This is a genomic window from Gemmatimonadaceae bacterium, from assembly GCA_035533755.1.
GTDB lineage: Bacteria > Gemmatimonadota > Gemmatimonadetes > Gemmatimonadales > Gemmatimonadaceae > JAGWRI01.
This window is the reverse complement of the sequence record DATLTC010000010.1, coordinates 120906-143440: the sequence shown is the minus strand read 5'-3', so window position 1 is coordinate 143440 and position 22535 is coordinate 120906. Positions and strand designations below refer to the sequence as shown.

Below are 22535 nucleotides of genomic sequence, written 5' to 3'. Positions count from 1 at the left end.
ACCAGTTGGGCCCCGGGAACGAACGGTAGGAGGGTAGGACGGTAGGAGCGAAGGACGGTAGACTGCGTCACGCGGTTATCGGTCCTACTCCCCTACCATCTACCGATCTACCGGCCCCATGGTAGGGAGGACGCAGCCTCCTGAGAGTATCACGGCGTGTCCCGGGTTCGCTGCAATCGTAGACCGCAATTCACAGGGTTCCATCCATGGCTACAGCATCGCTTTCCGCCACTCCACGCACCGGCGCCGGCAAGGGCGCGGCGCGCAAGCTTCGTCAGTCGGGCCAGGTGCCCGCCGTCATCTACGGGCACAGCCGCGCGCCGCAGGCGCTGGCGCTCAACACGCGCGACCTCCAGAAGCTGCTCGACCGCGTATCGTACGCCAGCACGGTGATCGAGTTGAACGTGGACGGCGCCACGTCGCGCACGCTGATCCGCGACATCCAGCGCCACCCGTTCAAGAAGGAGATTCTCCACATCGACTTCCAGGAACTGGTGGCCGGTGAGAAGGTCACGGTGAAGGTGCCGCTCGTGTTCGTCGGCGTGCCCGAGGGCGTGCGCACCGGCGGCGGCATTCTGGACCAGGTGATGCACGAGGTGTCGATCCACGTCGACCCGTCGCTGATCCCCAACCACGTCGACGTCGACGTGGCGGCGCTGGCGATCGGTCACGGCGTGCACGTGCGCGACCTCAAGCTTCCCGAAGGCATCGCGGTGCTGGATGAACAGGACGCCACGATCTGCGTGGTCACCGCGCCCAAGGCGGTGGTCGAGGAGACGGTGGTGGCCGCGGCGGCGGAAACGCCGGCCGAGCCCGAGCTCATCCGCAAGCCGAAGCCCGAGGAAGCGGAGGCTGAGAAGTAATTCTCGGCGCGTTCTTCCGGTTGCTTTTCGCGCGCGGCGCGTCTCCCGACGGCGATCCCATGAAGGTCATCGTCGGCCTCGGGAATCCGGGCAAGGAATACGCGCGCACACGCCACAACGTCGGCTGGTGGGTGGTTGACCACCTGGCCGACGTTTGGCGTTTTGATGGGTGGAAGAAAGACGGACAGGCGTTGGTGTCCAACGGCACGCTGCGCGGCACGCGGGTGCGGCTGGTCAAGCCGCTCACGTACATGAATCTGAGCGGCGCCGTGCTCGCGCCGTACCGGCGGCGGCTGACCTGGGCGGCCAAGTCCGATCTGCTGGCGATCGTGGACGACGTGGCGATTCCGGTGGGGACGTTCCGGCTGCGGGCCAAGGGCTCGGCTGGCGGGCACAACGGGCTCAAGAGCATCCAGGCGGCGCTCGACTCGATGGACTACGCGAGGCTGCGCGTGGGGATCCGGCCCGAGGATGAACGCCGGATGCAGGGCGATCTGGCCGATTTCGTGCTCGACGAGTTCGGCAGGCTGGATGCGGCGGCGGTGGAGGATTTGCTGCCGCGGATGACGGAGGCGGTGGAGGTGTGGGTAAACGAGGGGGCGGAGGCGGCGATGACGCGATTCAATGGGGACGGCGCGAAGGCGGGCGGCGAGTAGGCGCGTGCACACGACGCAGGGCTGGCCACCACGATCGGCGGCGGCGCCCTCGGCGGCGCGACGGTTCTCCCGCATCGATTAGCTTTCCGTCGCCTTCGCGCTCGATCGTTCCATTCCCGTCCATTCCCCGCGTACATGCTCAAGCTCGGCATCGTCGGCCTTCCCAACGTCGGCAAGTCCACCCTCTTCAACGCCCTCACCGCCGCCAAGGCCGACGCCGCGAACTACCCGTTCTGCACCGTCGAGCCCAACGTCGGCATGGTGGAAGTGCCCGACCCGCGCCTCGACACGCTGGCCGCCATCGTGCAGCCCAAGCGCACGGTTCCCGCGGTGGTGCAGTTCGTGGACATCGCCGGGCTCGTGAAGGGCGCGGCCGACGGCGAAGGGCTGGGCAACAAATTCCTCTCGAACATCCGCGAGACCGACGCGATCATCCACGTGGTGCGCTGCTTCGACGACCCCGACGTCACCCACGTGATGAGCGGCGTAGACCCGGTGCGCGACCGCGAAGTCATCGAGTTCGAACTCGCCCTGGCCGATCTGGGCGTGGTGGAGAAGCGCCTCGACAAGACCCAGCGCGCGGCCCGCACCGGCGACGCCGAGGCCAAGGCCGAGCTGCCCACGCTCGAGCGTGCGCACGCGTTCCTCAAGGAAGGCCGCGCGCTCTGGCACGCCGGCCTCACGCCCGAGCAGCTGGCCGTGCTGCAGCCGCTCACGCTGCTCACCACCAAGCCCGTGCTCTACGCCGCCAACGTGACCGACGCCGAACTCGCCGGCCACGAGGGGCCCTACCTGCGCGCGCTGCGCGACGCCGTGAAGGCCAGCGGAGAGCACGCCGAGATCGTGCCGTTCTCGGCCAAGATCGAAGCCGAGCTGGCCGAGCTGCCGGGCGAGGAGCGCGCCGAGTTCCTGGCGTCGCTCGGCATCGACTCGGCGGGCCTCGACCGGCTCATCCGCGCCGGCTACCACCTGCTGGGCCTGCAGACCTACTTCACGGCCGGCGAGCCGGAGGTGCGCGCCTGGACCATCCATCGCGGCGACACGGCGCCGGTGGCGGCCGGCGTGATCCACACCGACTTCGAGCGCGGCTTCATCCGCGCCGAGACCGTGAGCTACGTGGATTTCGTGGCGCACGGCGGGTGGAAGGGGGCGCGCGAGAAGGGCGTCGTCCGATCGGAGGGCAAGGAGTACGTGGTCCAGGACGGCGATGTGCTGCTGTTCCGGTTCAACGTGTAGCCTGCGGCAGCGGCGGCGGCGAACGCGCTGCCCGCCCCTTACTCTCGCGGCGGCAACCAGTTAGCTTTTGTATTCCAGCCGTCCGGCCATCGACGGCACACGACATACACTCTCCCCCCGTTCCGGCAACCAGCGGGGGGCGGCTTCACGGACCAAAGGGAGGATTGCCCCGACATGACTCGCCCATATGAGGCGGTCTATGTCTTCGACTCGACGCTCGAAGACACCGCCATCAACGAAAAACTCGCCCGCTTCCACGAGCTCCTCGGCAACCCCGCGGATCTCGTCTCCGATCATTGGGGCCGACGTCAGCTCGCGTACCAGATCGGCCGCAAGGACACCGGGTACTACGTGGTCACGCGGTTCAGCGCCGATCCCGTGGTGCTCCCCGAGTACGAGCGCGCGCTCCGGCTGGACGACGGCGTGGTGCGCTACCTGCTGTCGTTGCACGAGCACGACACGGGCGCCCCGCCGATGAGCGAGGAAGAGATTGCCGCCGCGACCCGCCGGCATGACGACGACGACGACGAGGATTAACCCATGCGCCGCCAACACAAGACCTGTCCGTTCTGCGAAGGCCGCGTGCGGTTCGTCGACTACAAGGACGACCGGACGCTGGGCCGTTTCATCACCGATCACGGGAAGATTCTTCCCAGCCGCCTGAGCGGCACGTGCGCGCGGCATCAACGCCAGCTCGCCACGGCGATCAAGCGGGCGCGCTATCTGGCGCTGATCCCGTACATCCGCGGCGCCCAGGGCTAGCATGACCGTACCCGTCGCTCCGGCGCCGGCAGAGCGGGGATGGGGCAAACTCATCCTCGCGATCGCGGCGTTTCTCATCGTCCCCACGATTCCGCAGTTCCAGGCGCTGCTGCCCGTTCAGCACACGTTGCTGCTGATCGTGCCGGCGCTGGCGGCGTGCTGTCTGGTGGGGTGGTGGGCGGGGGGACGGCTCACGCTCGCGCTCGTCTGGGTGGCGGCGGCGGTGTATCTGGTGCTGCAGAAGCCGGACGCGCCGTCGGTATTCTTCAATCTCCAGCGCGGATGGAGCCTGCTCCTGGCGGGCGCGTTCGGGCTGGTGTGCCTGTTCGGCGTGCGGCGTCCGCTGTTCGTGCGGGCGCTGGTGGCGCTGTCGATCGCGCTGCTGCTGGCCGTGGTGATGAGCGCGCTGGGGCCGGTGACGGCCGCCGAGGTGCACACCGCGGTCCAGACCGAGCTGGCGCAGCGCAACACCCAGACGATGAACACGTTCAACACGTTCATCGGCCAGCATCCGGACGACTGGAACAATCTGGTGAAGCGGATCCCGCAGCTGGGCCAGATGCCGGCGGAAACGCAGACCATGCTCACCGCGCTGGCCAAGGCGGGCGTGGGACTGTATCCGTCGCTGCTGGTGCTCGAGTCGCTCGTGGCGCTGGCCCTGGCATGGTCCACGTATCATCGCCTGGGGCGGGCCCGGCTGGGGCCGCCGCTCGCGCCGCTGCGCGACTTCCGGTTCAACGATCAGCTCGTCTGGGGCCTGATCGTGGGCCTGACGATCGTCTTCCTGCCGACGCTGTCGGCGTTCGCTGTCTTCGGTCAGAACCTTCTCGTGCTGTTTGGCGCCCTGTACGCCGTGCGCGGACTCGGCGTGCTGAGTTGGTTCCTGGCCCCCGGCGCGCTGGCCGTGATGGCCATCGTCGGGTTCGTGATGCTCTGGGCGCCGGTGCTCAACGCGGTCGCCGTGCTGGGTTTCATGCTGCTCGCTCTCGCTGCGTTCGGCCTTGGCCTGGGTGACACCTGGGCTGACTGGCGGAATCGCGCTCGCCCCACTTCGTAACGCATTCGGGTACTTCCATGGAAATCATTCTTCGACAGGCCATCGAGAACCTCGGCGCGCCGGGGGACGTGGTCACGGTACGGGCGGGATACGCCCGCAACTATCTGCTTCCGCACGGGCTCGCCTACGAGGCGACGCCGGGCAACCTCAAGCGCATCGCGCAGGAGCGGTCGCGCCTCGAGGCAGCCGAGAACGATCGCCGCGCCGCCGCGCAGGACATCGCCACCAAGATGGAACAGGTGTCGCTCACGTTCTCGGCGCGGGTGGGCGAGGAGGGCAAGCTGTTCGGCTCGGTGACCACCGCCGACATCCAGCAGCAGCTCGAGGCGCAGGGGTTGATCGTGGAGAAGCGGCAGATCGACCTGCACGAGCCGATCAAGGCGCTGGGCGTGTACAAGATCCCGATCCGGCTGCACGCCGACGTCCGGCCCGAGATCCGGGTCTGGGTGATCAAGCAGTAGCACGCGGGCGGCGCGGCACGCGTCGCTCGATCCAGCACCGGCGCACGGGGCCGGCCGTGTACAGCGGCCGGCCCCGTGCGTCGCTCAGCCTCCCGCCGCCCCCCGAGGGGCGTTAATCTACGAATCGCCATGCCTTCCGCTTCCGTTTCCCATCTCGTGCAGTGCGCCGCGCAGGCCTGTCTCGACCACAAGGCCGAGAAGGTCGTGATCCTGGATCTCGAAGGCGTGTCCGACATGACGGATTATTTCATCGTCGCCAGCGGCACGTCCGACACCCACGTGCGCGCACTGGGCGAGCGCGTGATGGAGGCGCTGCGCGCCGAGGGGGCGCACGCCCACCACATCGAGGGGCTGCCGCAGGGGCGCTGGGTGCTGCTGGACTACGTGGACTTCGTGGTGCACCTGTTCCACCCCGCGCTGCGCGAGTACTACCAGCTCGAGCGGTTGTGGGGCGACGCGCGGGTCGTGCCGGTGGACGCCCAAGGGGCGCGTGCGTGATCCGTCGGGCGGCCGGGGTGGTCCTGCTCGGGCTGCTCGCGGCCGTGGCGCGGCCGGCCCACGCGCAGGACTACTTCGGCCAGAACCAGGTGGCGTACACCCACTTCGACTGGCACCTGCTCGAGACCGAGCACTTCCTGATCTACTACTACCCCGCCGAACGCGAGGCGACGATGGACGCCGCCCGCATGGCCGAGCGCGCCTACGCGCGGCTGTCGCGCATCCTCGACCATAAGTTCATCGAGAAGCAGCCGATCATCCTGTTCGCGTCGCGCACCGACTTCGGCGAGAACAACGTGACCGGCGACCTGGGGGAAGCCACGGGCGGCGTGACCGAGGCGCTGCGGCACCGGATGATGCTCAACTTCACCGGCGACTACCGCAGCTTCGAGCACGTGCTCACGCACGAGATGGTCCACGCCTTCCAGTACGACGTGTTCGCGCGCGGGCACGCCGGCGCCGGCCTCCAGGCCCTGGCCTCGGTGAATCCGCCGCTCTGGTTCGCCGAGGGGATGGCCGAGTACCTGTCGCTGGGGCCCACGACGGCGCTCACCGACACGTGGATGCGCGACGCGGCGCTCAATGGCAACATCCCGACGATCAAGGAGATGACCGACGATCCGGACAAGTACTTCCCGTATCGGTACGGCCATTCGCTGTGGGCGTACATCGGCGCCCGGTGGGGAGACGACGCGATCGGACAGATCCTGCGCGCCACGCCGAGCCTGGGCGTGGAGAAGGCCATCCGGCGCGAGACCGGCCTGTCGCTCGACGCGTTGGGCGACGAGTGGAAGGAGTACCTGCAGAACCGCTACCTGCCGGCCGTGGCCACGCTGTCGCGCGCCCACGACGTGGCCAAGCCGCTGCTCAACCCGCAGCAGTCGGGCGGCGACATCTTCCTCGCCCCCACCCTGTCGCCCGACGGCAAGTACATCGCGTTCTTCGCCAACGGCAATCCGCTCCGCGGGCAGGTGTTCATCGATCTGTGGCTCGCCGATGCCGTCACGGGCAAGCGCATCGCGCGCCTCGTGAAGAGCACCACCGATCCGAACTACGAGGAACTGCGCGTGCTCTACTCGCAGACCAGCTTCTCCCCGCACGGGCGGCGGCTCGCCTTCACCGCGCAGTACGCGGGACGCGACGTGCTGAACGTGCTCGACGTGGCCACCCGCCGCCGCCTGGCGCGGTTCGACCACCTGCCCTACGAGAGCATCACCAATCCCACCTGGTCGCCCGACGGCAAGCGGATCGCCTTCAGCGGCAATCACGGCGGCATCACCGACCTCTGCGTGATCGACGCCGACGGGCAGCACCTGCGGCAACTCACGTCGGACCGGTACGCCGACCTGCAGCCCGACTGGTCGCCCGATGGACGCACGATCGCGTTCGTCACCGATCGCGGCCCCACGGCGAGCTTCGCCCTGTTGCACTTTCCGCGGTGGCGGATCGCGCTCTACGACGTGGCGTCGGGCGCGATCACGGTGCTGCCGGGCCAGGCCGGCCTGAACCTCAATCCGCAGTGGTCGCCCGACGGCACGTCGTTGGCGTACATCTCCGATCGGGCCGGCACGGCCAACGTCTTCCTGTACGATCTGACCACGCGCGAGCACTACCAGCTCACCAATCTCGTGGGCGCCGTATCGGGCATCACCGAGTACAGCCCGGCCATCACCTGGGCGCGCGACGCGGACCGGCTGGCATTCACGTACTACGAGGACGGCAAGTACGCGGTGTGGTCGATCGACCACCCGCGGGCGCTGGCCAGGACGCCGTACCGGCAGCCCGCGGTGGTCGCCCTGGCGGCGCCGCCGCCACCGGCGCGGCGCGACTCCACGTCGCTGCGCCAGCGCGGCGACTCGGTGCCGATCACTGTGGCCGCGATGCTCGACAGCATGTCGCTGGGCCTACCCGACACGACGCGGTTCCGCGAGGCGCCGTACCGCGTGCACTTCCAGCCCGACTATGTGGCCCGCCCCAGCATCGGCTACGCGCCCGACAACTACGGCCGCAATCTGTTTGGCGGCACGACGGTGGTGCTGAGCGACATGCTCGGCGATCACCGGATCGGCCTCTCGGCCGAGATCAACGGGCGGATCAGCGAGTCGCGGGTGTATCTCGGCTTCACCAACCTGGCGCACCGCTGGCAGTACACCACGGGGTTCGCGCAGTCGCCGTTCTATTTCCTCACCGGCGACTCGATCACCACCACCGGCGGCGGCACCGCGGCCGTCGAGCATCAGGAGATCACCACGTACGTGGCGCGGCAGGTGTTCGCGCAGACGGCGTATCCGTTCAACCGCTTCTCCCGGCTCGAGTTGGGCGGCGGGTTCAACAACATCGACCGCGAACGCTGGTTCATCAGCCGCTCGCTGAGCAACGGCGTGTCGGTGTCGCCGTTCCAGTTCGACAGCACGCGCCGCGACCACAGTCTCGACTACGTGGACGCGCAGATGGCGTACGTGTTCGACAACTCGCTGTACACGGTCACCGGACCGATCGCCGGCCAGCGCTACCGCCTGCAGGTGACGCCCGTGGTGGGCGCCTACAACTGGGTGGAGTACCTCGGCGACTATCGCCGCTACGACCCGATCATCTTCGATTACCTCACGCTGGCCACGCGGCTGTACGGCAACCTGGCCGTGGGGCGCGACGAGGGCGCGTTTCCCAAGTACATCGCGCGCCCCGATTTCGTGCGCGGCTACGACCGCAACAACGCGTTCTACGCCAGCTGCCCCGTGGTGGGCGCCAATCCGTCCAACTGCAGCGCCGTGCAGCTCCTGGGCAGCCGCGTGCTCGTGGCCAACGCCGAACTGCGCTTTCCGCTCGTCCGCAAGCTCGAACTCGGCTTCCTGCCGTTCTCGCTGCCGCCGCTGGACGGCCTCGTGTTCTACGACGAGGGGTTGGCCTGGTCCAGCGGCCAGACGGTGTACGGATCGCGTCCGATCGATTACGATCTCACACGCCAGCGGTATCCGCTGCGGAGCTACGGCGTGGGGCTGCGGCTCAACCTGTTCAACTACGCGCTCGTGCGCTGGGACTACGCCATTCCGCTGGACCAACCCGGGCATCGCGGATTCTGGACCTGGTCGCTATGGCCAAGCTTCTGATGCGGCGCGCGCTCATCCTCTGCGCGGCCGCGCTCGCGGCCTGCGGCGGCGAGCCCAAGGGCCTCGTCCCGGTCACGGGCAGTGGGACCGCGGCGCCCAGCGGCACCGACGCCCTCGTGCTGCGCGTGCCGCTGGGCGGGGGCACGGCCCGCGTGTTCGCGTATCCGAAGCTCGACTCCGCCGTGTGGACGTCGTCGGGCGCCACGCCCGCCATCGATCGCGTGCTCGCGTTCGACGACGATGCCGGCGCGCTCGCGTTCTCCGACTCGCGCGCCGAGCCCGGCCGCATCGACTTCCGCCTGGGCCGCGCCGAGCGCCTCACCACCACGCCGGTGTTCGACGCGCAATCGATGGACGGCGCCGCGATCTTCGCCCTGGACGACAAGGGCGACGTGACCCGGTTCACCGAATCCGCGAACTGGACGTACAAGCCCCCGCGTCCGGCGCGGGCCGTGTTCCCGCAGCGCGACGGCACGCTGCTCGTGGTGGCGGGCCGCGATGCCGGCGCCGTGGTGTGGAAGCTGTTCCCGCCCGACGCCAAGATCATCGACTCGGCCAGCTTCCCCACCGTGTGGCGCCCGCTCCCCACGCAGGTGGGCGACCGTCTGTATCTCGTGGTGGATTCCGGACTCGTCGTCCTGTCCACGCGGACGCTCGACTGGGGCCGGCACCTCGTCTTCTCCTCGCGCATCGCGGCGGCGGTGTCGTCGCCCAGCGGCGACCGCGTGTTCGTGATCAACGAGTCGAGCCGCGTGCTGAGCGTGGTCGATCGCTACCGCGACGAGATCACCAAGCGCATCACGCTCCCCGGCCAGCCGCTCGACCTGCGGGTGGACCCTCTGGGCCGCTACGTGCTGGCGCGCGCCGCCGGCCATGACTCGGCGTGGGTCATCGCCGTGGGCACGGAACGGGCCATCGGCGCCGTGGCCACCGCGTGGCGCACCGACCTGCCCTTCGTGGCGCCCGACGGCGCCATCGGGCTCGCCCAGGGCAAGGACGTCGCGTTCGTGGACGGGGAAACGCTGCGCCCCGTGATGCGGGTGAGCGGCGGCGCGAACGACTTCTGGTACGCGTTCCAGTGGAACGGTTTCCGCCCGCGTCTCTCGTCGCTCGACCAACCGGTGAGCTTCAACCTCGGCCCCGCCGACAGCGCCCGCACCGCCGCCGACGCCGCGGCCGCCGACGCCGCGGCCAAAGCCGCGCTACGCGCCGCGGGCACCGGCGAACAGCCCGGCGGCGCCGCGGCGCGCCACGATTCGGCGTCCGCACCGGTACGCGCGACCCCGCGCGCAGCGGCGGAATTCGTCGTGTCGTTTGCCGCGCTGCTCTCCGAGGGCCGGGCCAGCGACCTCGCGGCGCAGATCCAGGTGGACGGCGCCACGGCACGCGTGGTCATGTCGGTGCGCGACGGCACGCCGATCTACCGCGTGGTGCTCGGGCCGTACGCCACCCGCGACGAGGCCGAGCGGGTGGGCCGCGCGGCGCGCCACGCCTACTGGGTGTACGAGGCGACGCCATGATCGAGCACTCGGCGATCCCCCGGCGATCGCGCTTGCGCCAATGGGCGCCGGCGGCGTTCGGCCCGGTGCTCGCGGCCGGCCTCGTCGCGCTCGGGCTGTGGCTTGCCTATCGGCCGCTGGCGCGCGGCCCCCGGTCGGCGGTTCCGCGGCCGGCGCCGGCCTCGGTTGCCGGCCCCCAACTCCTGGCCGGCCCGCGCGGCATCGGGGTGGCCGCCGCGGCGCGCGACTCGGCGCCCCCGGCGCCGTACGCCGTCGATCTGGCGGCTGCGAATACGGCCGCCGGTGCTATCTTATGGCTGCGTCAAATGGGACCGAACGCGCCTGCCGGCACGTTCGCCCACATCCCACGGGGCGCCACCAGCGAGTATCGCGTGCTGGCGGGCGCCTTTCCAGACTCCGCGGAGGCCGCGGCGCTGCTCGGCAGCCTGCGGTCCCACGGCCAACTCAGTGAAACACGCGGAACGGTGGCTCTCGTCCCGCTGGCCTATCTGATCGAGCGGGACGTTGCGGCCGGTGCCGCGGCGGCGCGGGTGGCCGCCTATGTCGCGCGCGGATTGCCGGTGTATGCGCTGCGCCAGGCCAACGGCCGGGTGCGGGTATTCGCCGGCGCCTTCGCGTCGGCACGGGAGGCCGAGCTCCTGGGTGCGACGCTGCGGCAGGCCCGCGTGCGTGCATCGCTCGTCCAACGAACGGGGAGAACTTTCTAGTGCGGTTGACCAAACTCGAGTTGCACGGCTTCAAGTCGTTCGCCGATTCCACGACGCTGACCTTCGATCAGGGGGTCACCGCCATCGTCGGGCCGAACGGCTGCGGCAAGTCCAACGTCTCGGACGCCGTGCGCTGGGTGCTGGGCGAACAACGGGCGCGCCTGCTGCGCGGCGCGAAGATGGAAGAGGTGATCTTCCAGGGCTCGTCGGCGCGCCGCGCCGTGAATGTGGCCGAGGTCTCGCTGCATTTCGACAACACCGATGGCGGGTTGCCCGTGGCATTCCGCGAGGTGGTCATCACGCGCCGGCTGTCGCGGTCGGGCGAGAGCGATTATCTGCTCAACGGCGCGCCCTGCCGCCTGCGCGACATCCACGATCTGCTGCGCGGCACGGGCCTGGGCGCCGACACCGGCGTGGTGATCGAGAGCAAGATGATCGACGCGCTGCTGTCCGATCGTCCCGACGACAGGCGCGAGCTGTTCGAGGAGGCGGCGGGCGTGGGGCTGTACCGCGACCGCCGCCGGACCACCGAGCGGCGCCTGGAGGAGACGACGGTCGATCTCCAGCGGCTGGACGACCTCATCGCCGAGGTCACCACGCAGGTGCGCTCGCTGGCCCGACAGCGCCGTCGCGCCGAGCGGTACGCCGAGCTGAGCGCCCGCCGGTTCACGGTCGAGATCGCCCTCGCGGCGCGCGAGATGGCCGCCTGGCACGACGAACTGGGCCGTCTCGGGGCGCGCGTGGCCGAACTCCGCGACCAACTCCCCGACGCCGAAGCACGCGCCGCCGCCGCCGAACAGGCGCGCGACGCCGCGCACGGCGCCCGCGCCACCGCCGAGGCGCAGCGCAACGAGCTGTCGCGCCTGGTCACCGAGCAGCGCGAACGCGCGCAGCACATCCGCGGCGAGATGGCGGTGGCCGAAGAGCGCCAGCGCAACGCGCAGCTGCGCCGCGAGCGCGCCGAATCCGAAGCGTCGCACGGGCAACTCACCCGCGCCCGCCTCACCGAGGAGCGCGACCGCGCCGCCGTGGAGCGCGCCGAGCTCGATTCGGCGCTCGGCGCCCTGGAGACCGAGCTCGCCGAGCGCCAGCGCCGCGAGGACGCCAGCCGCGAGGCCGTGGGCGCCGCCCGCGCCGCCGCCGAGACGGCCGAACGCGCGCTGCGCGACGTGCAGGACCGCGTGCGCCGCCTCGAGATCGACCGCGAGCGCGCCCAGCGCGAACTGGACGAGACCACGCAGCGGAGCGCCGTGCTCGACGGGGAGCGCGCGGCGCTCACCGATGCGTTCGGCCTCGCGCAGCGCGACCTCGAAGCCGCCACGGCGGCCCTCGACGCGGCCCGCGCCCAGTCCACGGCGGCCAACGACGCGCTGGAGCAGGCGCGCCAGCACGACCGCGAGACGCGGGAGCGCGACGCCGAAGCCCGCGCCGCGCTCACCCGCGTGGAGCAGTCGTTCACGGCGCTCCAGGGCAAGGTGCACGCGCTCGAAGGGCTGGAACGCGAGCGCGTGGGGCTCGCTCCCGCCGCCGCGCGCCTGCTCAAGGAGCGCGACCAGTTCGGCGCCGGCGCCGTGCTCGGTCCGCTCAGCGACTTCCTGTCGGCCGACCAGGCGTCGGCCATGCTCATCGAGCGGTTCCTGGGCGCCACGGTGCACGCGGTGCTGGTGCGCGATCGCCAGGCGGCCGAAGCGGTGCGCCGTTGGCACCAGCAGGCCAACCCGGGGCCGCTGCTCCTGCTGCCGGTGGACGCGACGCCGGGCAGCGCCGGCGAGCCCACGCTCGACGACGCGCTCGCCACGGGCGTCGAGGCCGCCACGCCCGCGCAGGCGTGGGTGCGGTCGCTGTTGGGCCGGGTGCGGAGCGAATCCGAAGGCACGGCGTTCGTGGATGGACGCGGAGCGGTGTGGCTGCCCGGCGCGACGGGTGGACCGGGCCCCCTGCGCCGCCGGGCCGAGCTGTTCGCGCTCCGCGCCGAACTGGCGGCCAGCGAGGAGGCGCGCCGCGCCGCCGCCGCCGCCGTGGAGACCACGCACGGCGCGCTGCAGATGGCGGAGCGGCGCGTGACCGAGACCGCCAACGCCGCGGCGCTCGGCCTGCAGCAGGTAGGCAAGGCCGCCGAGCGCCACGCCGATTCCAGCCGCGTCGTGCAGCGCACCGAGCGCGACCTGCAGGATTCGGCCGAGCTGGCCGGACGGCTCGTCCGCCGCTGCGACGAACTGCGGGCCACGATCGCGGCGTTCGACACCGAGACCGCCGGCCTGCGCACCGGCCTCGCCGAGCGCGACGCCGACATCATCCAGGCCCGCGCCGCGCTGGCCGAGTCGGAAGCGGAACAGGAACGCGCCCGCGAGCAGCGCACCGCGTGGCAGGTGGAACAGGCCCAGGTGCAGGCGCGCGCCCAGGTGGCCGCCGACCGCGAGCAGCGGCTGAGCGAGGAATTGCGCTCGGCGTCGGAGCGGCTGGAGTCGCTGAGCGCCGAGCTGGGCGGGCTGTCCGACAGCGACGCCGCGCTGGCCGAGCAGATGGCGGCATGGCGCGCCGATCTCGACGCCCGCCTCGCCGCGCTGCACGACGGCGAGCAGCGACTGGGGGCGGCCGAGCAGGGCGTGGCCGCCACCGATACCGCGCTCACGGCGGCCGAGCACGCGCTCGACCGCGCCCGCCACGACGGCAGCGCGATGGCCGATGAGCTGCACCACGCCGAACTGCGGTTCGCCGAGCTGTCGGGCCGCCGGGCCGCGATCCGCGAGCGGCTGGAGACCGAGTGGCGCAAGCCGCTGGACGAGATGATCGCCGGCGCCGAGCCGCTGGACATGGACGATCCCACGCTGCGCGCCGAGGCCGACGACCTGCGCCAGCAGTTGGAGCAGCTGGGCCCCGTGAACGCGCTGGCCATCGAGGAGCACGACGAGACCGTGCACCGGCTGGAGTTCCTCACCACGCAGCGCGCCGATCTCAACGAGGCCAAGAATTCGCTGGCCCAGGCCATTCGCGAGATCGATCTCACGGCGCGCGACATGTTCCTGCAGACGTTCGTGCAGGTGCGCGAGAACTTCCGCCAGATCTTCATGACGCTGTTCGGCGGCGGCGAATGCGACCTGCGGCTGGAGAATCCCGAGGCCCCGCTGGATTGCGACATCGAGATCCACGCGTCGCCGCGCGGCAAGCGCACCCAGCGCATCCACCTGCTGTCCAGCGGCGAGCGGGCCCTGGTGGCGCTGTCGCTGCTGTTCGGCATCTTCCTCACCAAGCCCAGTCCGTTCTGCCTGCTCGACGAGGTGGACGCGCCGCTCGACGACGCCAACATCGGCCGGTTCGTGCGCATGCTCACCGAGTTCAAGCAGAAGACGCAATTCATCGTGATCACGCACAACCCGCGCACCACCACCGAAGCGGCCGACGCCGTATACGGCGTGACGATGCAGGAGCCGGGCGTCTCGTCGCTGGTGAGCGTGCGCATGAAAGGCGCCCCGGTGGACGAACGGCCGATGGCGGAAGCCGCGGAGACCGCCGCCACGGCATGACGCGCTCCGCCGTCCTGCGCGGGGTGGCGCTCACCGCCGCCCTCGCTCTGCTTCCGCGCGCGCGCGCCGCCGCGCAGTTGGCCACGCTGCCGCTGCCCGGCGGCGACAGCATTTCCGCGGCCCCGTACCTGGCCGCCCACACCGTGGGGGCCACCGACTCGCTGCGCCCGATCACGCTGCAGTTGGACATCGCCAACACGCCGGACTTCGCCAACCCGCTCTACTCGGCCACGCGCACCGGCGACACGGCCAGCTTCTTCCTGCCGCGGCTGCTGCCCGAGCACGCCACCGTGTACTTCCGGCTGCGCGGCATCTCCGCCAACGGCCGCCAGTTCTCCGAGGAGATCAGCCAGGCCAAACACGTGCAGGGGTGGCTCGGCCTGCTGTCGCCCAACGGCTTCAACAACGTGTCGGTGGGCACCACCCGCCCCACGTTCGTCTGGCACAGCAGCCGGATCACGTCGCCCCCGGGACCGTGGCTCTACGACCTGAGCGTGGTGAACGCCAAAACCAACGTCGTCGAGTTCCTCACGCAGTTCCTGCGCGACACCACGTACACCGTGCCCATCGACCTCCAGGCGCAGACCCCGTACCGGTGGTTCGTGGTCGCCCGCGCGGCCAGCGGCGCCGCCACCGACACGTCGGTCGCCGCGAGCAACGCCACGTTCGTCATCCTCGGCACGGCCCGCACCACCGTGCTGTATCAGAATTTTCCGAACCCGTTCCCCAACGCCAACTCGGCCGTCACCTGCTTCTGGTTCGATCTCGCGACGTCGGACGTGGTGCACGTGGACATCTACAATCTGCGCGGCGATCCGGTGAAGACGATCGTGCCCGGCCCCAATCAGGGCAGCTCGATGGCGGCCGGCGAATACGGGCGTAACCTCGATCAGGGCCAGAGCGGGTGCGACCCACGGTTCGAATGGGACGGCACCGACGCCACCGGCCGCACCGTGCCGCCGGGCGTCTATTTTGTCCGGCTCCGTACGCAGGACGTGGATCAGGTCAAGAAGATCCTGTTCGTCGGGCGCTGATGCGGCTCACCACGCTGGGCACGGGAACGATCGCCCTCTCCCCCGGGCGGTCCTGCGCCGGATACCTGGTGGAGCACGCCGAGGTGCGGCTGCTGCTGGACTGCGGGAGCGGCGTCACCCGGCGGCTGGCCGAGCTGGCCCTGCCCTGGCCGGCCATCACCCACGTGGCGCTCACCCACTTCCACATCGATCACCACGGCGACCTGCCGACGCTGATCTTCGCGTGGAAGTACGGCCTCCTGCCTCCGCGGAGCGCCCCGCTGGACCTGGTCGGACCCGTGGGCACGGCCGACCTCATGCAGCGCCTGGCGGCGGCCCACGGAACCTGGGTCCTGGAGCCAGGATTCCCTCTGCGTGTGGTGGAAATCGCTCCCGGAGCCCCCCTGGCGCTGGCCGGAGGGGTGGCGCTGGAAGCGCTCAAGGTTCCCCATACGGCGGAGAGTGTGGCATATTCCGTCACGGCCGGCGCGCACCGGCTCGTCTACACGGGGGACACCGGGTTCGATCCGGCGCTCGCGGCGTGGGCGCGAGGGTGCGATCTGTTGCTGTGCGAGTGCTCGCTCCCCGAGGCCATGGCCATCCCGGAGCATCTGACGCCGGAACGGTGCGGCGAGCTCGCGGAATTGGCGTCGCCCCGGCGGCTGGTGCTCACGCACTTCTATCCGCCGGTGGAAACCGTTGACATCTCGGCCGCGGTCGCGGCGCGATACAGGGGTCCGCTGGTGGTCGCTCGCGACGGCTGGCAGACCGACATCTAGGGGAATCGACATGCTGGTGGTGATGCAGCACGGCGCGACGTCCGAGCAGGTGGAACGCGTCGTCCATGTGATCGAGGAGATGGGATACCAGGCGCGCTCCATGCCGGGCGAGCAGCGCACCGCCGTCGGCCTGGTGGGCAACGACGGACGCGTGGACTCGTCGCGCATCGAGGCGATGCCCGGCGTGGCCGAGGTCATCCACGTCTCCAAGCCGTACAAGCAGGTGTCGCGCGAGTGGCAGCCGCAGAATACGGTGGTCACGATCGCGCCGGGCGTGTCGTTCGGCGGGCGCGACGTGGCGATCATCGCCGGCCCCTGCTCGGTGGAGAACGAGCATCAGATCGTGACCGCGGCGCGAGCCGTGCGCGCGGCCGGCGCCTCGGCGCTGCGCGGCGGCGCGTTCAAACCGCGCAGCTCGCCGTACGCGTTCCAGGGACTGGGCAAGAAGGGCCTCGAGATGCTGGCCCTGGCCAAGCGCGAGACTGGACTGCCCATCGTCACCGAAGCCCTGGACGAGGAGGGCGCGCACCTCGTGGCCCAGTACGCCGACTGCATCCAGATCGGCGCCCGCAACATGCAGAACTACTCGCTCCTCCGCGCCGTGGGCCGCATCGGCAAGCCGGTGCTGCTCAAGCGCGGCATGGCGGCCACGATCACCGACCTGCTGATGAGCGCCGAGTACATCCTGGCCGAGGGCAACAGCCAGGTGATTCTGTGCGAGCGCGGCATCCGCAGCTTCGATACCACCACGCGCAACCTGTTCGACCTCACGGCGATCCCGGTGGTGCAGAAGCTGTCGCACCTGCCGATGATCGCCGACCCGAGCCACGCCACCGGATTGCGCGAGAAGGTCACGCCGATGGCGCGGGCCGCCATCGCCGCCGGCGCCGACGGCATCATCGTCGAAGTGCACCCCACGCCGGATCGTGCGCTCTCCGACGGCGGGCAGTCGTTGTATCCCGAGCAGTTCGCGCGCCTGGTGGGAGAGATTCGCGCCATCGCCAGCGCCATCGGCCGCTCGGTGACCCCGACGCCGGGAACGGCGCCGGTGTCGGTCGGGTAGCACATTCAGACGCCGCGCCATCGCGCGGCGTCCCTGCGTACGGAACCCCCATGCCAGGCCTTCGCGTAGGATTCGTTGCCGCGGCGCTCGCCGCTTTCACCGCCGCCTTGCCGGCGCAGCAACCGGCGCGCGCCGCCGTGCAGCACGCCGTGACGGTGTGGAAGGACGTGCGCACCCTGCGGGCGGCGTTCGAGCAGACCGTGTCCAACTCGCTCACCGGCACGTCGGCGCGCGCCACGGGCGAATACGAGCAGCGCCGCCCCGACCGGCTGGCCGTGCGATTCCACGATCCCGACGGCGATCAGATCGTGTCCGACGGCACCTATCTCTGGCTGTACCTGCCGAGCAGCGCGCCCGATCAGGTGATCAGGGAAGCGGCGCCCGCGGGCGGCAGCGGCACGGTGGATCTCACCAGCCAGTTCCTGGACGATCCGTTCGCCAAGTACGCGATCGCCGACGCCGGCGCCGACACGGTGGACGGCCGGCCGACGCGCGAGGTGATCCTCCAACCCAAGCCCAATGGCCCCACGGCGTTCACCAGCGCCCGTGTGTGGGTGGACGACGGCGACGGCTACATCAGGCAATTCGAAGTGGTACAGGCCAACGGCGTCACGCGCCGCGTGCGGCTCACCGATCTGCAGGTGAACGTGCCGGTGAGCGCGACGGCATTCCGATTCGTGGTACCGAAGGGCGTGCGCGTCATCGAACGCTGAACTGGAGAAGCATTCATGGCTGGGAAACCGACGGATGCACCGGCGACGGGCGGCAACGCCCCCGGACGCCCCAAGAGAATGAACTCGCTGCTGGTGGTGGTCGCGGTGGCGCTCGTGGCCACGGTCGCGTTCGCCGTCAACCACCGCCGCGCTTCGGCGCCGGCAGCGGCGACGGCCGCGCCGCCCACGCCCGTGCCGGCCCCGGTGATGGCCAACTTCACGTCGATCCCGCCGGCAACATGGGAGCAGGCCGGGACCACCGGCGCCACCGTGCCGGTGTTCGTGGGCGCCGCCGACACGGCCAGCGGCAAGCCGGAGGTGCTCTACATCGGCGCGCTCTACTGCCCGTACTGCGCCGCGGCCCGCTGGTCGGTGATCGCCGCCCTCTCGCGATTCGGCAGCTTCAGCGGATTGTCGTACTCGGCGTCGTCGTCCGTGGACGTGTACGCCAGCACGCCGACGTTCTCGTTCCACGGCGGCGCCTACACGAGCCCGTACATCGAGTTCCGGTCGGTGGAGTTGCAGGACGCCGAGCCCGTGGACGGCCGGTATCCGATGCTCGAAGCCCCCACGCCGGCGCAGGAAGCCCTGTTGGAGAAGTACGACGGTCCGCCCTTCCTCGACAAGGCCAGCGCCGGCGGCATCCCGTTCATGCTGATCGGTGGGCGCTACATGTGGAGCGGGTCGCCGTTCAACCCGGGCGTGCTCGCGGGCCGGACGCAGGCCGATCTCGCCGCCACGCTGCCCAGCGGATCCGGGGCCGCGGCGCAGGCGATTCTGGCCAACGCCAATGAGATCACGGCCGCCATCTGCGCCGTGGACGGCAACCAGCCGGCGGCCGTCTGCTCGGGCGCCGCCGTCACGAAGGCCGTGAAGGCACTGCCAAGCAAGGTGCCCTGATGCGGCTGCGGTCCTACGACCGCCTGCGGGTGGCGTTCTCGGTAGCCGGGCTGTTGATCGCCGGCTACCTCACGCTGCTCCACTATGACAGCAACGTGCCCCTCGTGTGCAGCGGGGGGCCGCTCGTGAATTGCGAGCAGGTGCTCACCAGTGCGTCCGCCTTCATGCTCGGTGTTCCCGTGGCGGTGTGGGGGCTGGTCTGGTTCGTCGTGGCGCTCGTGCTGGCGCTGCTCACGTCGCGCGCCGGCGAGCGAGCGGAGCCGGCGTGGCTGCGCGCCGCGGGGTTCGGCTGGGTGCTGGCCGGCACGGCGAACGTGCTCTGGCTCGTGTATCAGGAGCTGGGAGTGGTCGGCAAGATCTGCGCGTGGTGCACGGCCATCCACGTGCTGGTGCTGGCCCTGCTCGTGATCCAGGTGATGAGCGACCCGCTGCGCCCGCGGGCCGGCCAGGCTAGCTGATCCGGAGCCGGTCCTCGACCGCCGCCCGGACGCGCGCGAACACGGCGTCTTCCGATCCCGACGCATCCACGATCACGATCGGCCCGCACTCCGGGTGCTGCGCCTGCCACGCCGCCGAGGCGAACGTGGTGAACGCTTCGGACACGCGGTGGTGGAACTCGTCGGCGTTCTGCTCCATGCGGTCGCGGGCGCCCCGGCGCTCGGCGCGGGCCAGCCCCTCGCGCACGGGGAGGGTGAGCAGCAGCGTGACATCGGGCACCAGCCCCGACGTCGCGACGGCGTTGGCCTGGCGCACCTGCGCTTCGGGAAGGCCGCGCCCGGCTCCCTGATACGCGTAGGTGGAGAGGAAGAAGCGGTCGAGCAGCACCACCTGCCCCGCCTCCAGTGCCGGCCGCACCAACCGCTCCACGAGCTGGGCCCGCGACGCCATGAACAGCAGCGCTTCGGCGCGCGGCGCGATGTCGGACGCCGGATCGAGCAGCAGCCGCCGGATCTCGTCGCCCAACGGCGTGCCGCCGGGCTCGCGCAGCGCATGCACCACGCGCCCGCCCGATTCCAGCCACGAGGCGAGCCGGCGGAGTTGCGTGGTCTTGCCGGCGCCCTCCGCCCCTTCGAAGACGATCAGCGGGCCGCGCGCCATGTCACCCGAGCATGATGATCGGACTCGCCGCACCCTTCTCGATGCCGTCGAGGATCCAATCATTCACCTTGGACATCGTCTTGTCGAAATTCTCCTGGGCCACGATCAGGCGCTGATACACCGCCTGCCCCTGCACCTTGCCGAGCAGCGCGTCCAGCTGCTCCTCCATCTCGTGCGTGGGCCGTTCCCCGCCCGCCATCATGCGCTGGGCGTCGAGCCGCAGGTTCTCCATCTGGCGCAGCAGCGCCACCGCGTCCTTGTCCTCGGCCAGCGCCTCGTTGGCGCGCTTGAGGGCCTGATATTCCGCGCTCTGGCCGATCAACCGGCCCAGCTCCTTGGCTTTCTCCTCGATCATGTCAACTCCCGTCGGCGTGCGATGACGTAGCGTTCGCGTCCGGCGAGGTCGAGCCTCACCGAGACGTGGGTGAAACCTGCTTCGGCGGAGACCATCTCCGCCACCAGCGCGGCGCGCCGCGCGTCCACTTCCAGCGCCAGCACCCCGCCCTCGGCCAACCGCGCTGCGGACTCGCGCACCAACCGGCGCGTGACCGCCAGCCCGTTGTCGGCGCTGAGCAGCGCCAGCGCCGGCTCCCAGTCGCGCACCGCGTTGGGCAGCGCGGCCGCCTCTTCGAAGGCAATGTAGGGCGGATTGGACACGATCGCCCGCGCCCGTTCGCCGGCCACCGGGCCGAGCAGCGAACCATGCCGGAATTCGACCGGCGCGTGCAGCCGGCCGGCCAGCGCCGCCGCGTTGCATCGCGCCACCGTCAGCGCATCCGTGGAGATGTCGGTGCCGATCACACGGTCGAACGTCCCCTCCTGCGCCAGCGCCAGCGCGATCGCCCCCGACCCCGTGCCCACGTCGATCGCCGTGCCGCCGCGCGCGTCGCGCGTGAGCTCGAGCACGAGCTCCACCAGCATCTCGGTCTCGGGACGCGGGATGAGCACCCGCTCGTCCACCTCGAGCGTGAGGCCGCGGAACGCCGCGCGCCCCACCGCGTACTGGAACGGCATGCCGCGGGCCAGCCGCCGCGCCGCATGCAGCGCGCGGACCACCAGCATGGCGTCGGCCGGCGCGGCACCGTGCAGCGCCGGCCAGTGGCGGCCCACGTCGAGCAGCGCGGCGACGATCTCGTGCGCGCCGCCCACGGCGTTGGGCAGCCCGAGCCGCGCGAGTTCACCGGCCGTCTGCTCGAGCACCGCGTCCACGCTGAACGTGGCCGTTTGCGCGACGAGCGGCGTGGCGCCCGACAGTGGCGGCCGGCGATCAGGTGCCACTCAGGCGCTCCTCCACGTCGGCCAGGCGCAGGGCCTCGATGAGATCGCCGATGTCGCCGTCGAGCACGCCCTGGAGGTCGTGCGTGGTGTACCCGATGCGATGGTCGGTGATGCGGCTCTGCGGAAAGTTGTACGTGCGGATCTTGGCCGAGCGGTCGCCGGTGCCCACCTGCGTCTTGCGCATGCGGGCCCGCTCGGCTTCGCGCTCGGCCAGGCGCAGATCGAGCAGCCGCGCGCGCAGCACCTCCATGGCCTTGGCCTTGTTCTGGATCTGCGAACGCTGGTCCTGCTGGCTGATCACGATGCCGGTGGCGAGGTGCGTGATGCGCACGGCGGAGTCGGTGGTGTTCACGCCCTGCCCGCCCGGTCCCGAGGCGCGGAACACGTCGATGCGCAGATCCTTGTCCTCGATCTTCACGTCCACCTCCTCGGCCTCGGGGAGCACGGCCACGGTGGCGGCGGAGGTATGGATGCGGCCCTGGCTCTCGGTGGCGGGCACGCGCTGCACGCGGTGGACGCCCGACTCCCAGCGCATGGCGCCGAACGGCCCGTCGCCGGAGACCTTGAAGATCACTTCCTTGACGCCGCCGAGGGTGCCTTCGGAGTACGCCATGACCTCGATGCGCCAGCCCTGCCGCTCGCAGTAGCGGGTGTACATGCGATAGAGGTCGGCCGCGAACAGCGCGGCCTCGTCGCCCCCGGTGCCGCCGCGGATCTCGACGATGGCGTTGCGATCGTCGAGGGGATCGTGGGGCACGATCATCGGCTTGAGGCGCTCTTCCATCTCGGCGATGGACGCCGTGAGGCGCGCGACCTCGGCCGTGGCCTCGGCCGCCATCTCGGGGTCGTCAACGGAAACGAGCTCGCGCGACTGCACGAGCTCGTTCTCTTCTTTCGTGAGCCGCGCGGCCAGCTCGACCAGCGGTGTCAGGCGGCGGTGTTCCCGCCCCAGTTCCGCGAACCTGCGGGGGTCGCGGAGCGTGGCGGGGTCGGACAGCGCGCGCTCGACTTCCTCGGCCTTGGCCAGCGCGTCGACAAGACGGTCGCGGAGGCTCAGGCCTTCTTCCCGAACTTCTGACGGAAGCGTTCCACGCGGCCGGCCGTATCGACCAGACGCTGCTTCCCGGTGTAGAACGGATGGCACTCGGAGCACACGTCGGTGTGGATCTCGGCCTGGGTGGAGCGTGTCTCGAATGTATTGCCGCAGGCACACTTGACGGTGGCGGTGGCGTACACGGGATGGATGTCGGTCTTCACGTGGAACCTCGAATCATGGGCGTATTACAGAGCAAGGAAATAT

At 70.6% G+C, this 22535-nt stretch carries 23 protein-coding genes; 18 read left to right on the top strand and 5 right to left on the bottom strand.

The genetic code is table 11. The features are described from left to right. Positions 1 to 206: 206 nt before the first annotated feature. The 18 genes from VNE60_02755 to VNE60_02670 all read left to right on the top strand — a co-directional run bounded on the left by VNE60_02755 (position 207) and on the right by VNE60_02670 (position 19317). Positions 207 to 863, top strand: a complete 657-nt coding sequence (locus VNE60_02755; protein HVB30428.1) for a 50S ribosomal protein L25/general stress protein Ctc — start codon at positions 207 to 209, stop codon at positions 861 to 863. Positions 864 to 922: 59 nt separating this feature from the next. Next, positions 923 to 1519 carry an aminoacyl-tRNA hydrolase gene (pth, locus tag VNE60_02750; protein ID HVB30427.1) on the top strand — a complete coding sequence of 199 codons (597 nt, stop codon included), beginning with the start codon at positions 923 to 925 and terminating at the stop codon, positions 1517 to 1519. Between the two features lie 135 nt (positions 1520 to 1654). Next, complete coding sequence (ychF, locus tag VNE60_02745; protein HVB30426.1) at positions 1655 to 2755, top strand: redox-regulated ATPase YchF; 1101 nt, start codon at positions 1655 to 1657, stop codon at positions 2753 to 2755. Between the two features lie 174 nt (positions 2756 to 2929). Continuing rightward, the gene (gene rpsF / locus VNE60_02740) at positions 2930 to 3292 is read left to right on the top strand and encodes a 30S ribosomal protein S6 (protein ID HVB30425.1); all 363 of its coding nucleotides are present in this window, start codon (positions 2930 to 2932) and stop codon (positions 3290 to 3292) included. A gap of 3 nt (positions 3293 to 3295) precedes the next feature. Continuing rightward, on the top strand, positions 3296 to 3517 hold the full coding sequence (gene rpsR, locus VNE60_02735) for a 30S ribosomal protein S18 (protein ID HVB30424.1): 222 nt from the start codon (positions 3296 to 3298) through the stop codon (positions 3515 to 3517). A 1-nt stretch (position 3518) separates the two neighbouring features. After that, entirely contained in the window at positions 3519 to 4574 is a 1056-nt protein-coding gene (locus VNE60_02730; GenBank protein HVB30423.1) for a DUF2232 domain-containing protein, read from the top strand. A 17-nt stretch (positions 4575 to 4591) separates the two neighbouring features. Beyond that, positions 4592 to 5035, top strand: coding sequence for a 50S ribosomal protein L9 (gene rplI / locus VNE60_02725; protein HVB30422.1), 444 nt, complete (start codon positions 4592 to 4594; stop codon positions 5033 to 5035). Positions 5036 to 5164: 129 nt separating this feature from the next. After that, complete coding sequence (gene rsfS / locus VNE60_02720) at positions 5165 to 5533, top strand: ribosome silencing factor (protein HVB30421.1); 369 nt, start codon at positions 5165 to 5167, stop codon at positions 5531 to 5533. Further along, positions 5530 to 8640: a BamA/TamA family outer membrane protein gene (locus tag VNE60_02715; protein HVB30420.1), complete on the top strand. Its 3111-nt coding sequence runs from the start codon at positions 5530 to 5532 to the stop codon at positions 8638 to 8640. Before rsfS ends, VNE60_02715 begins: the two co-directional genes overlap by 4 nt. After that, complete coding sequence (locus VNE60_02710; GenBank protein HVB30419.1) at positions 8625 to 10160, top strand: SPOR domain-containing protein; 1536 nt, start codon at positions 8625 to 8627, stop codon at positions 10158 to 10160. Before VNE60_02715 ends, VNE60_02710 begins: the two co-directional genes overlap by 16 nt. Continuing rightward, the gene (locus VNE60_02705) at positions 10157 to 10867 is read left to right on the top strand and encodes an SPOR domain-containing protein (protein ID HVB30418.1); all 711 of its coding nucleotides are present in this window, start codon (positions 10157 to 10159) and stop codon (positions 10865 to 10867) included. The genes VNE60_02710 and VNE60_02705 overlap by 4 nt, the downstream gene beginning before the upstream one ends. Continuing rightward, entirely contained in the window at positions 10867 to 14391 is a 3525-nt protein-coding gene (smc, locus tag VNE60_02700; GenBank protein HVB30417.1) for a chromosome segregation protein SMC, read from the top strand. The genes VNE60_02705 and smc overlap by 1 nt, the downstream gene beginning before the upstream one ends. Continuing rightward, a complete protein-coding gene (locus tag VNE60_02695; protein HVB30416.1) occupies positions 14388 to 15425 on the top strand; it encodes a hypothetical protein in 1038 nt (345 codons plus the stop codon). Before smc ends, VNE60_02695 begins: the two co-directional genes overlap by 4 nt. Further along, a complete protein-coding gene (locus VNE60_02690; protein HVB30415.1) occupies positions 15425 to 16183 on the top strand; it encodes a ribonuclease Z in 759 nt (252 codons plus the stop codon). The genes VNE60_02695 and VNE60_02690 overlap by 1 nt, the downstream gene beginning before the upstream one ends. A 10-nt stretch (positions 16184 to 16193) precedes the next feature. Next, positions 16194 to 17246, top strand: coding sequence for a 3-deoxy-7-phosphoheptulonate synthase (gene aroF, locus VNE60_02685; GenBank protein HVB30414.1), 1053 nt, complete (start codon positions 16194 to 16196; stop codon positions 17244 to 17246). 50 nt (positions 17247 to 17296) lie between these two features. After that, complete coding sequence (locus VNE60_02680; protein HVB30413.1) at positions 17297 to 17959, top strand: outer membrane lipoprotein carrier protein LolA; 663 nt, start codon at positions 17297 to 17299, stop codon at positions 17957 to 17959. Between the two features lie 78 nt (positions 17960 to 18037). Continuing rightward, a complete protein-coding gene (locus VNE60_02675) occupies positions 18038 to 18859 on the top strand; it encodes a DUF929 family protein (protein HVB30412.1) in 822 nt (273 codons plus the stop codon). Continuing rightward, positions 18859 to 19317 (top strand): vitamin K epoxide reductase family protein, encoded by a 459-nt coding sequence (locus tag VNE60_02670; protein ID HVB30411.1) that lies wholly within the window; start codon positions 18859 to 18861, stop codon positions 19315 to 19317. The genes VNE60_02675 and VNE60_02670 overlap by 1 nt, the downstream gene beginning before the upstream one ends. Here VNE60_02670 and tmk read toward each other — a convergent pair. The 5 genes from tmk to rpmE are packed head-to-tail and all read right to left on the bottom strand — an operon-like array spanning position 19310 to position 22492. After that, the gene (gene tmk / locus VNE60_02665) at positions 19310 to 19957 is read right to left on the bottom strand and encodes a dTMP kinase (GenBank protein ID HVB30410.1); all 648 of its coding nucleotides are present in this window, start codon (positions 19955 to 19957) and stop codon (positions 19310 to 19312) included. The two genes, VNE60_02670 and tmk, sit on opposite strands and share 8 nt — an antisense overlap. 1 nt (position 19958) lies before the next feature. Continuing rightward, positions 19959 to 20312, bottom strand: coding sequence for a YlbF family regulator (locus VNE60_02660; GenBank protein HVB30409.1), 354 nt, complete (start codon positions 20310 to 20312; stop codon positions 19959 to 19961). Beyond that, positions 20309 to 21235: a peptide chain release factor N(5)-glutamine methyltransferase gene (gene prmC / locus VNE60_02655; protein ID HVB30408.1), complete on the bottom strand. Its 927-nt coding sequence runs from the start codon at positions 21233 to 21235 to the stop codon at positions 20309 to 20311. The genes VNE60_02660 and prmC overlap by 4 nt, the downstream gene beginning before the upstream one ends. Beyond that, positions 21225 to 22292 carry a peptide chain release factor 1 gene (prfA, locus tag VNE60_02650; GenBank protein ID HVB30407.1) on the bottom strand — a complete coding sequence of 356 codons (1068 nt, stop codon included), beginning with the start codon at positions 22290 to 22292 and terminating at the stop codon, positions 21225 to 21227. The genes prmC and prfA overlap by 11 nt, the downstream gene beginning before the upstream one ends. Next, entirely contained in the window at positions 22289 to 22492 is a 204-nt protein-coding gene (gene rpmE, locus VNE60_02645) for a 50S ribosomal protein L31 (protein HVB30406.1), read from the bottom strand. The genes prfA and rpmE overlap by 4 nt, the downstream gene beginning before the upstream one ends. Positions 22493 to 22535 lie beyond the last annotated feature (43 nt).

Excerpts from the sequence above, each read along its gene's own strand:
- VNE60_02755 (HVB30428.1), top strand. The coding sequence starts at position 207 with ATGGCTACAGCATCGCTTTCCGCCACTCCACGCACCGGCGCCGGCAAG.
- pth (HVB30427.1), top strand. The coding sequence starts at position 923 with ATGAAGGTCATCGTCGGCCTCGGGAATCCGGGCAAGGAATACGCGCGC.
- ychF (HVB30426.1), top strand. The coding sequence starts at position 1,655 with ATGCTCAAGCTCGGCATCGTCGGCCTTCCCAACGTCGGCAAGTCCACC.
- rpsF (HVB30425.1), top strand. The coding sequence starts at position 2,930 with ATGACTCGCCCATATGAGGCGGTCTATGTCTTCGACTCGACGCTCGAA.
- rpsR (HVB30424.1), top strand. The coding sequence starts at position 3,296 with ATGCGCCGCCAACACAAGACCTGTCCGTTCTGCGAAGGCCGCGTGCGG.
- VNE60_02730 (HVB30423.1), top strand. The coding sequence starts at position 3,519 with ATGACCGTACCCGTCGCTCCGGCGCCGGCAGAGCGGGGATGGGGCAAA.
- rplI (HVB30422.1), top strand. The coding sequence starts at position 4,592 with ATGGAAATCATTCTTCGACAGGCCATCGAGAACCTCGGCGCGCCGGGG.
- rsfS (HVB30421.1), top strand. The coding sequence starts at position 5,165 with ATGCCTTCCGCTTCCGTTTCCCATCTCGTGCAGTGCGCCGCGCAGGCC.
- VNE60_02710 (HVB30419.1), top strand. The coding sequence starts at position 8,625 with ATGGCCAAGCTTCTGATGCGGCGCGCGCTCATCCTCTGCGCGGCCGCG.
- VNE60_02705 (HVB30418.1), top strand. The coding sequence starts at position 10,157 with ATGATCGAGCACTCGGCGATCCCCCGGCGATCGCGCTTGCGCCAATGG.
- VNE60_02695 (HVB30416.1), top strand. The coding sequence starts at position 14,388 with ATGACGCGCTCCGCCGTCCTGCGCGGGGTGGCGCTCACCGCCGCCCTC.
- VNE60_02690 (HVB30415.1), top strand. The coding sequence starts at position 15,425 with ATGCGGCTCACCACGCTGGGCACGGGAACGATCGCCCTCTCCCCCGGG.
- aroF (HVB30414.1), top strand. The coding sequence starts at position 16,194 with ATGCTGGTGGTGATGCAGCACGGCGCGACGTCCGAGCAGGTGGAACGC.
- VNE60_02680 (HVB30413.1), top strand. The coding sequence starts at position 17,297 with ATGCCAGGCCTTCGCGTAGGATTCGTTGCCGCGGCGCTCGCCGCTTTC.
- VNE60_02675 (HVB30412.1), top strand. The coding sequence starts at position 18,038 with ATGAACTCGCTGCTGGTGGTGGTCGCGGTGGCGCTCGTGGCCACGGTC.
- VNE60_02670 (HVB30411.1), top strand. The coding sequence starts at position 18,859 with ATGCGGCTGCGGTCCTACGACCGCCTGCGGGTGGCGTTCTCGGTAGCC.
- tmk (HVB30410.1), bottom strand. The coding sequence starts at position 19,957 with ATGGCGCGCGGCCCGCTGATCGTCTTCGAAGGGGCGGAGGGCGCCGGC.
- VNE60_02660 (HVB30409.1), bottom strand. The coding sequence starts at position 20,312 with ATGATCGAGGAGAAAGCCAAGGAGCTGGGCCGGTTGATCGGCCAGAGC.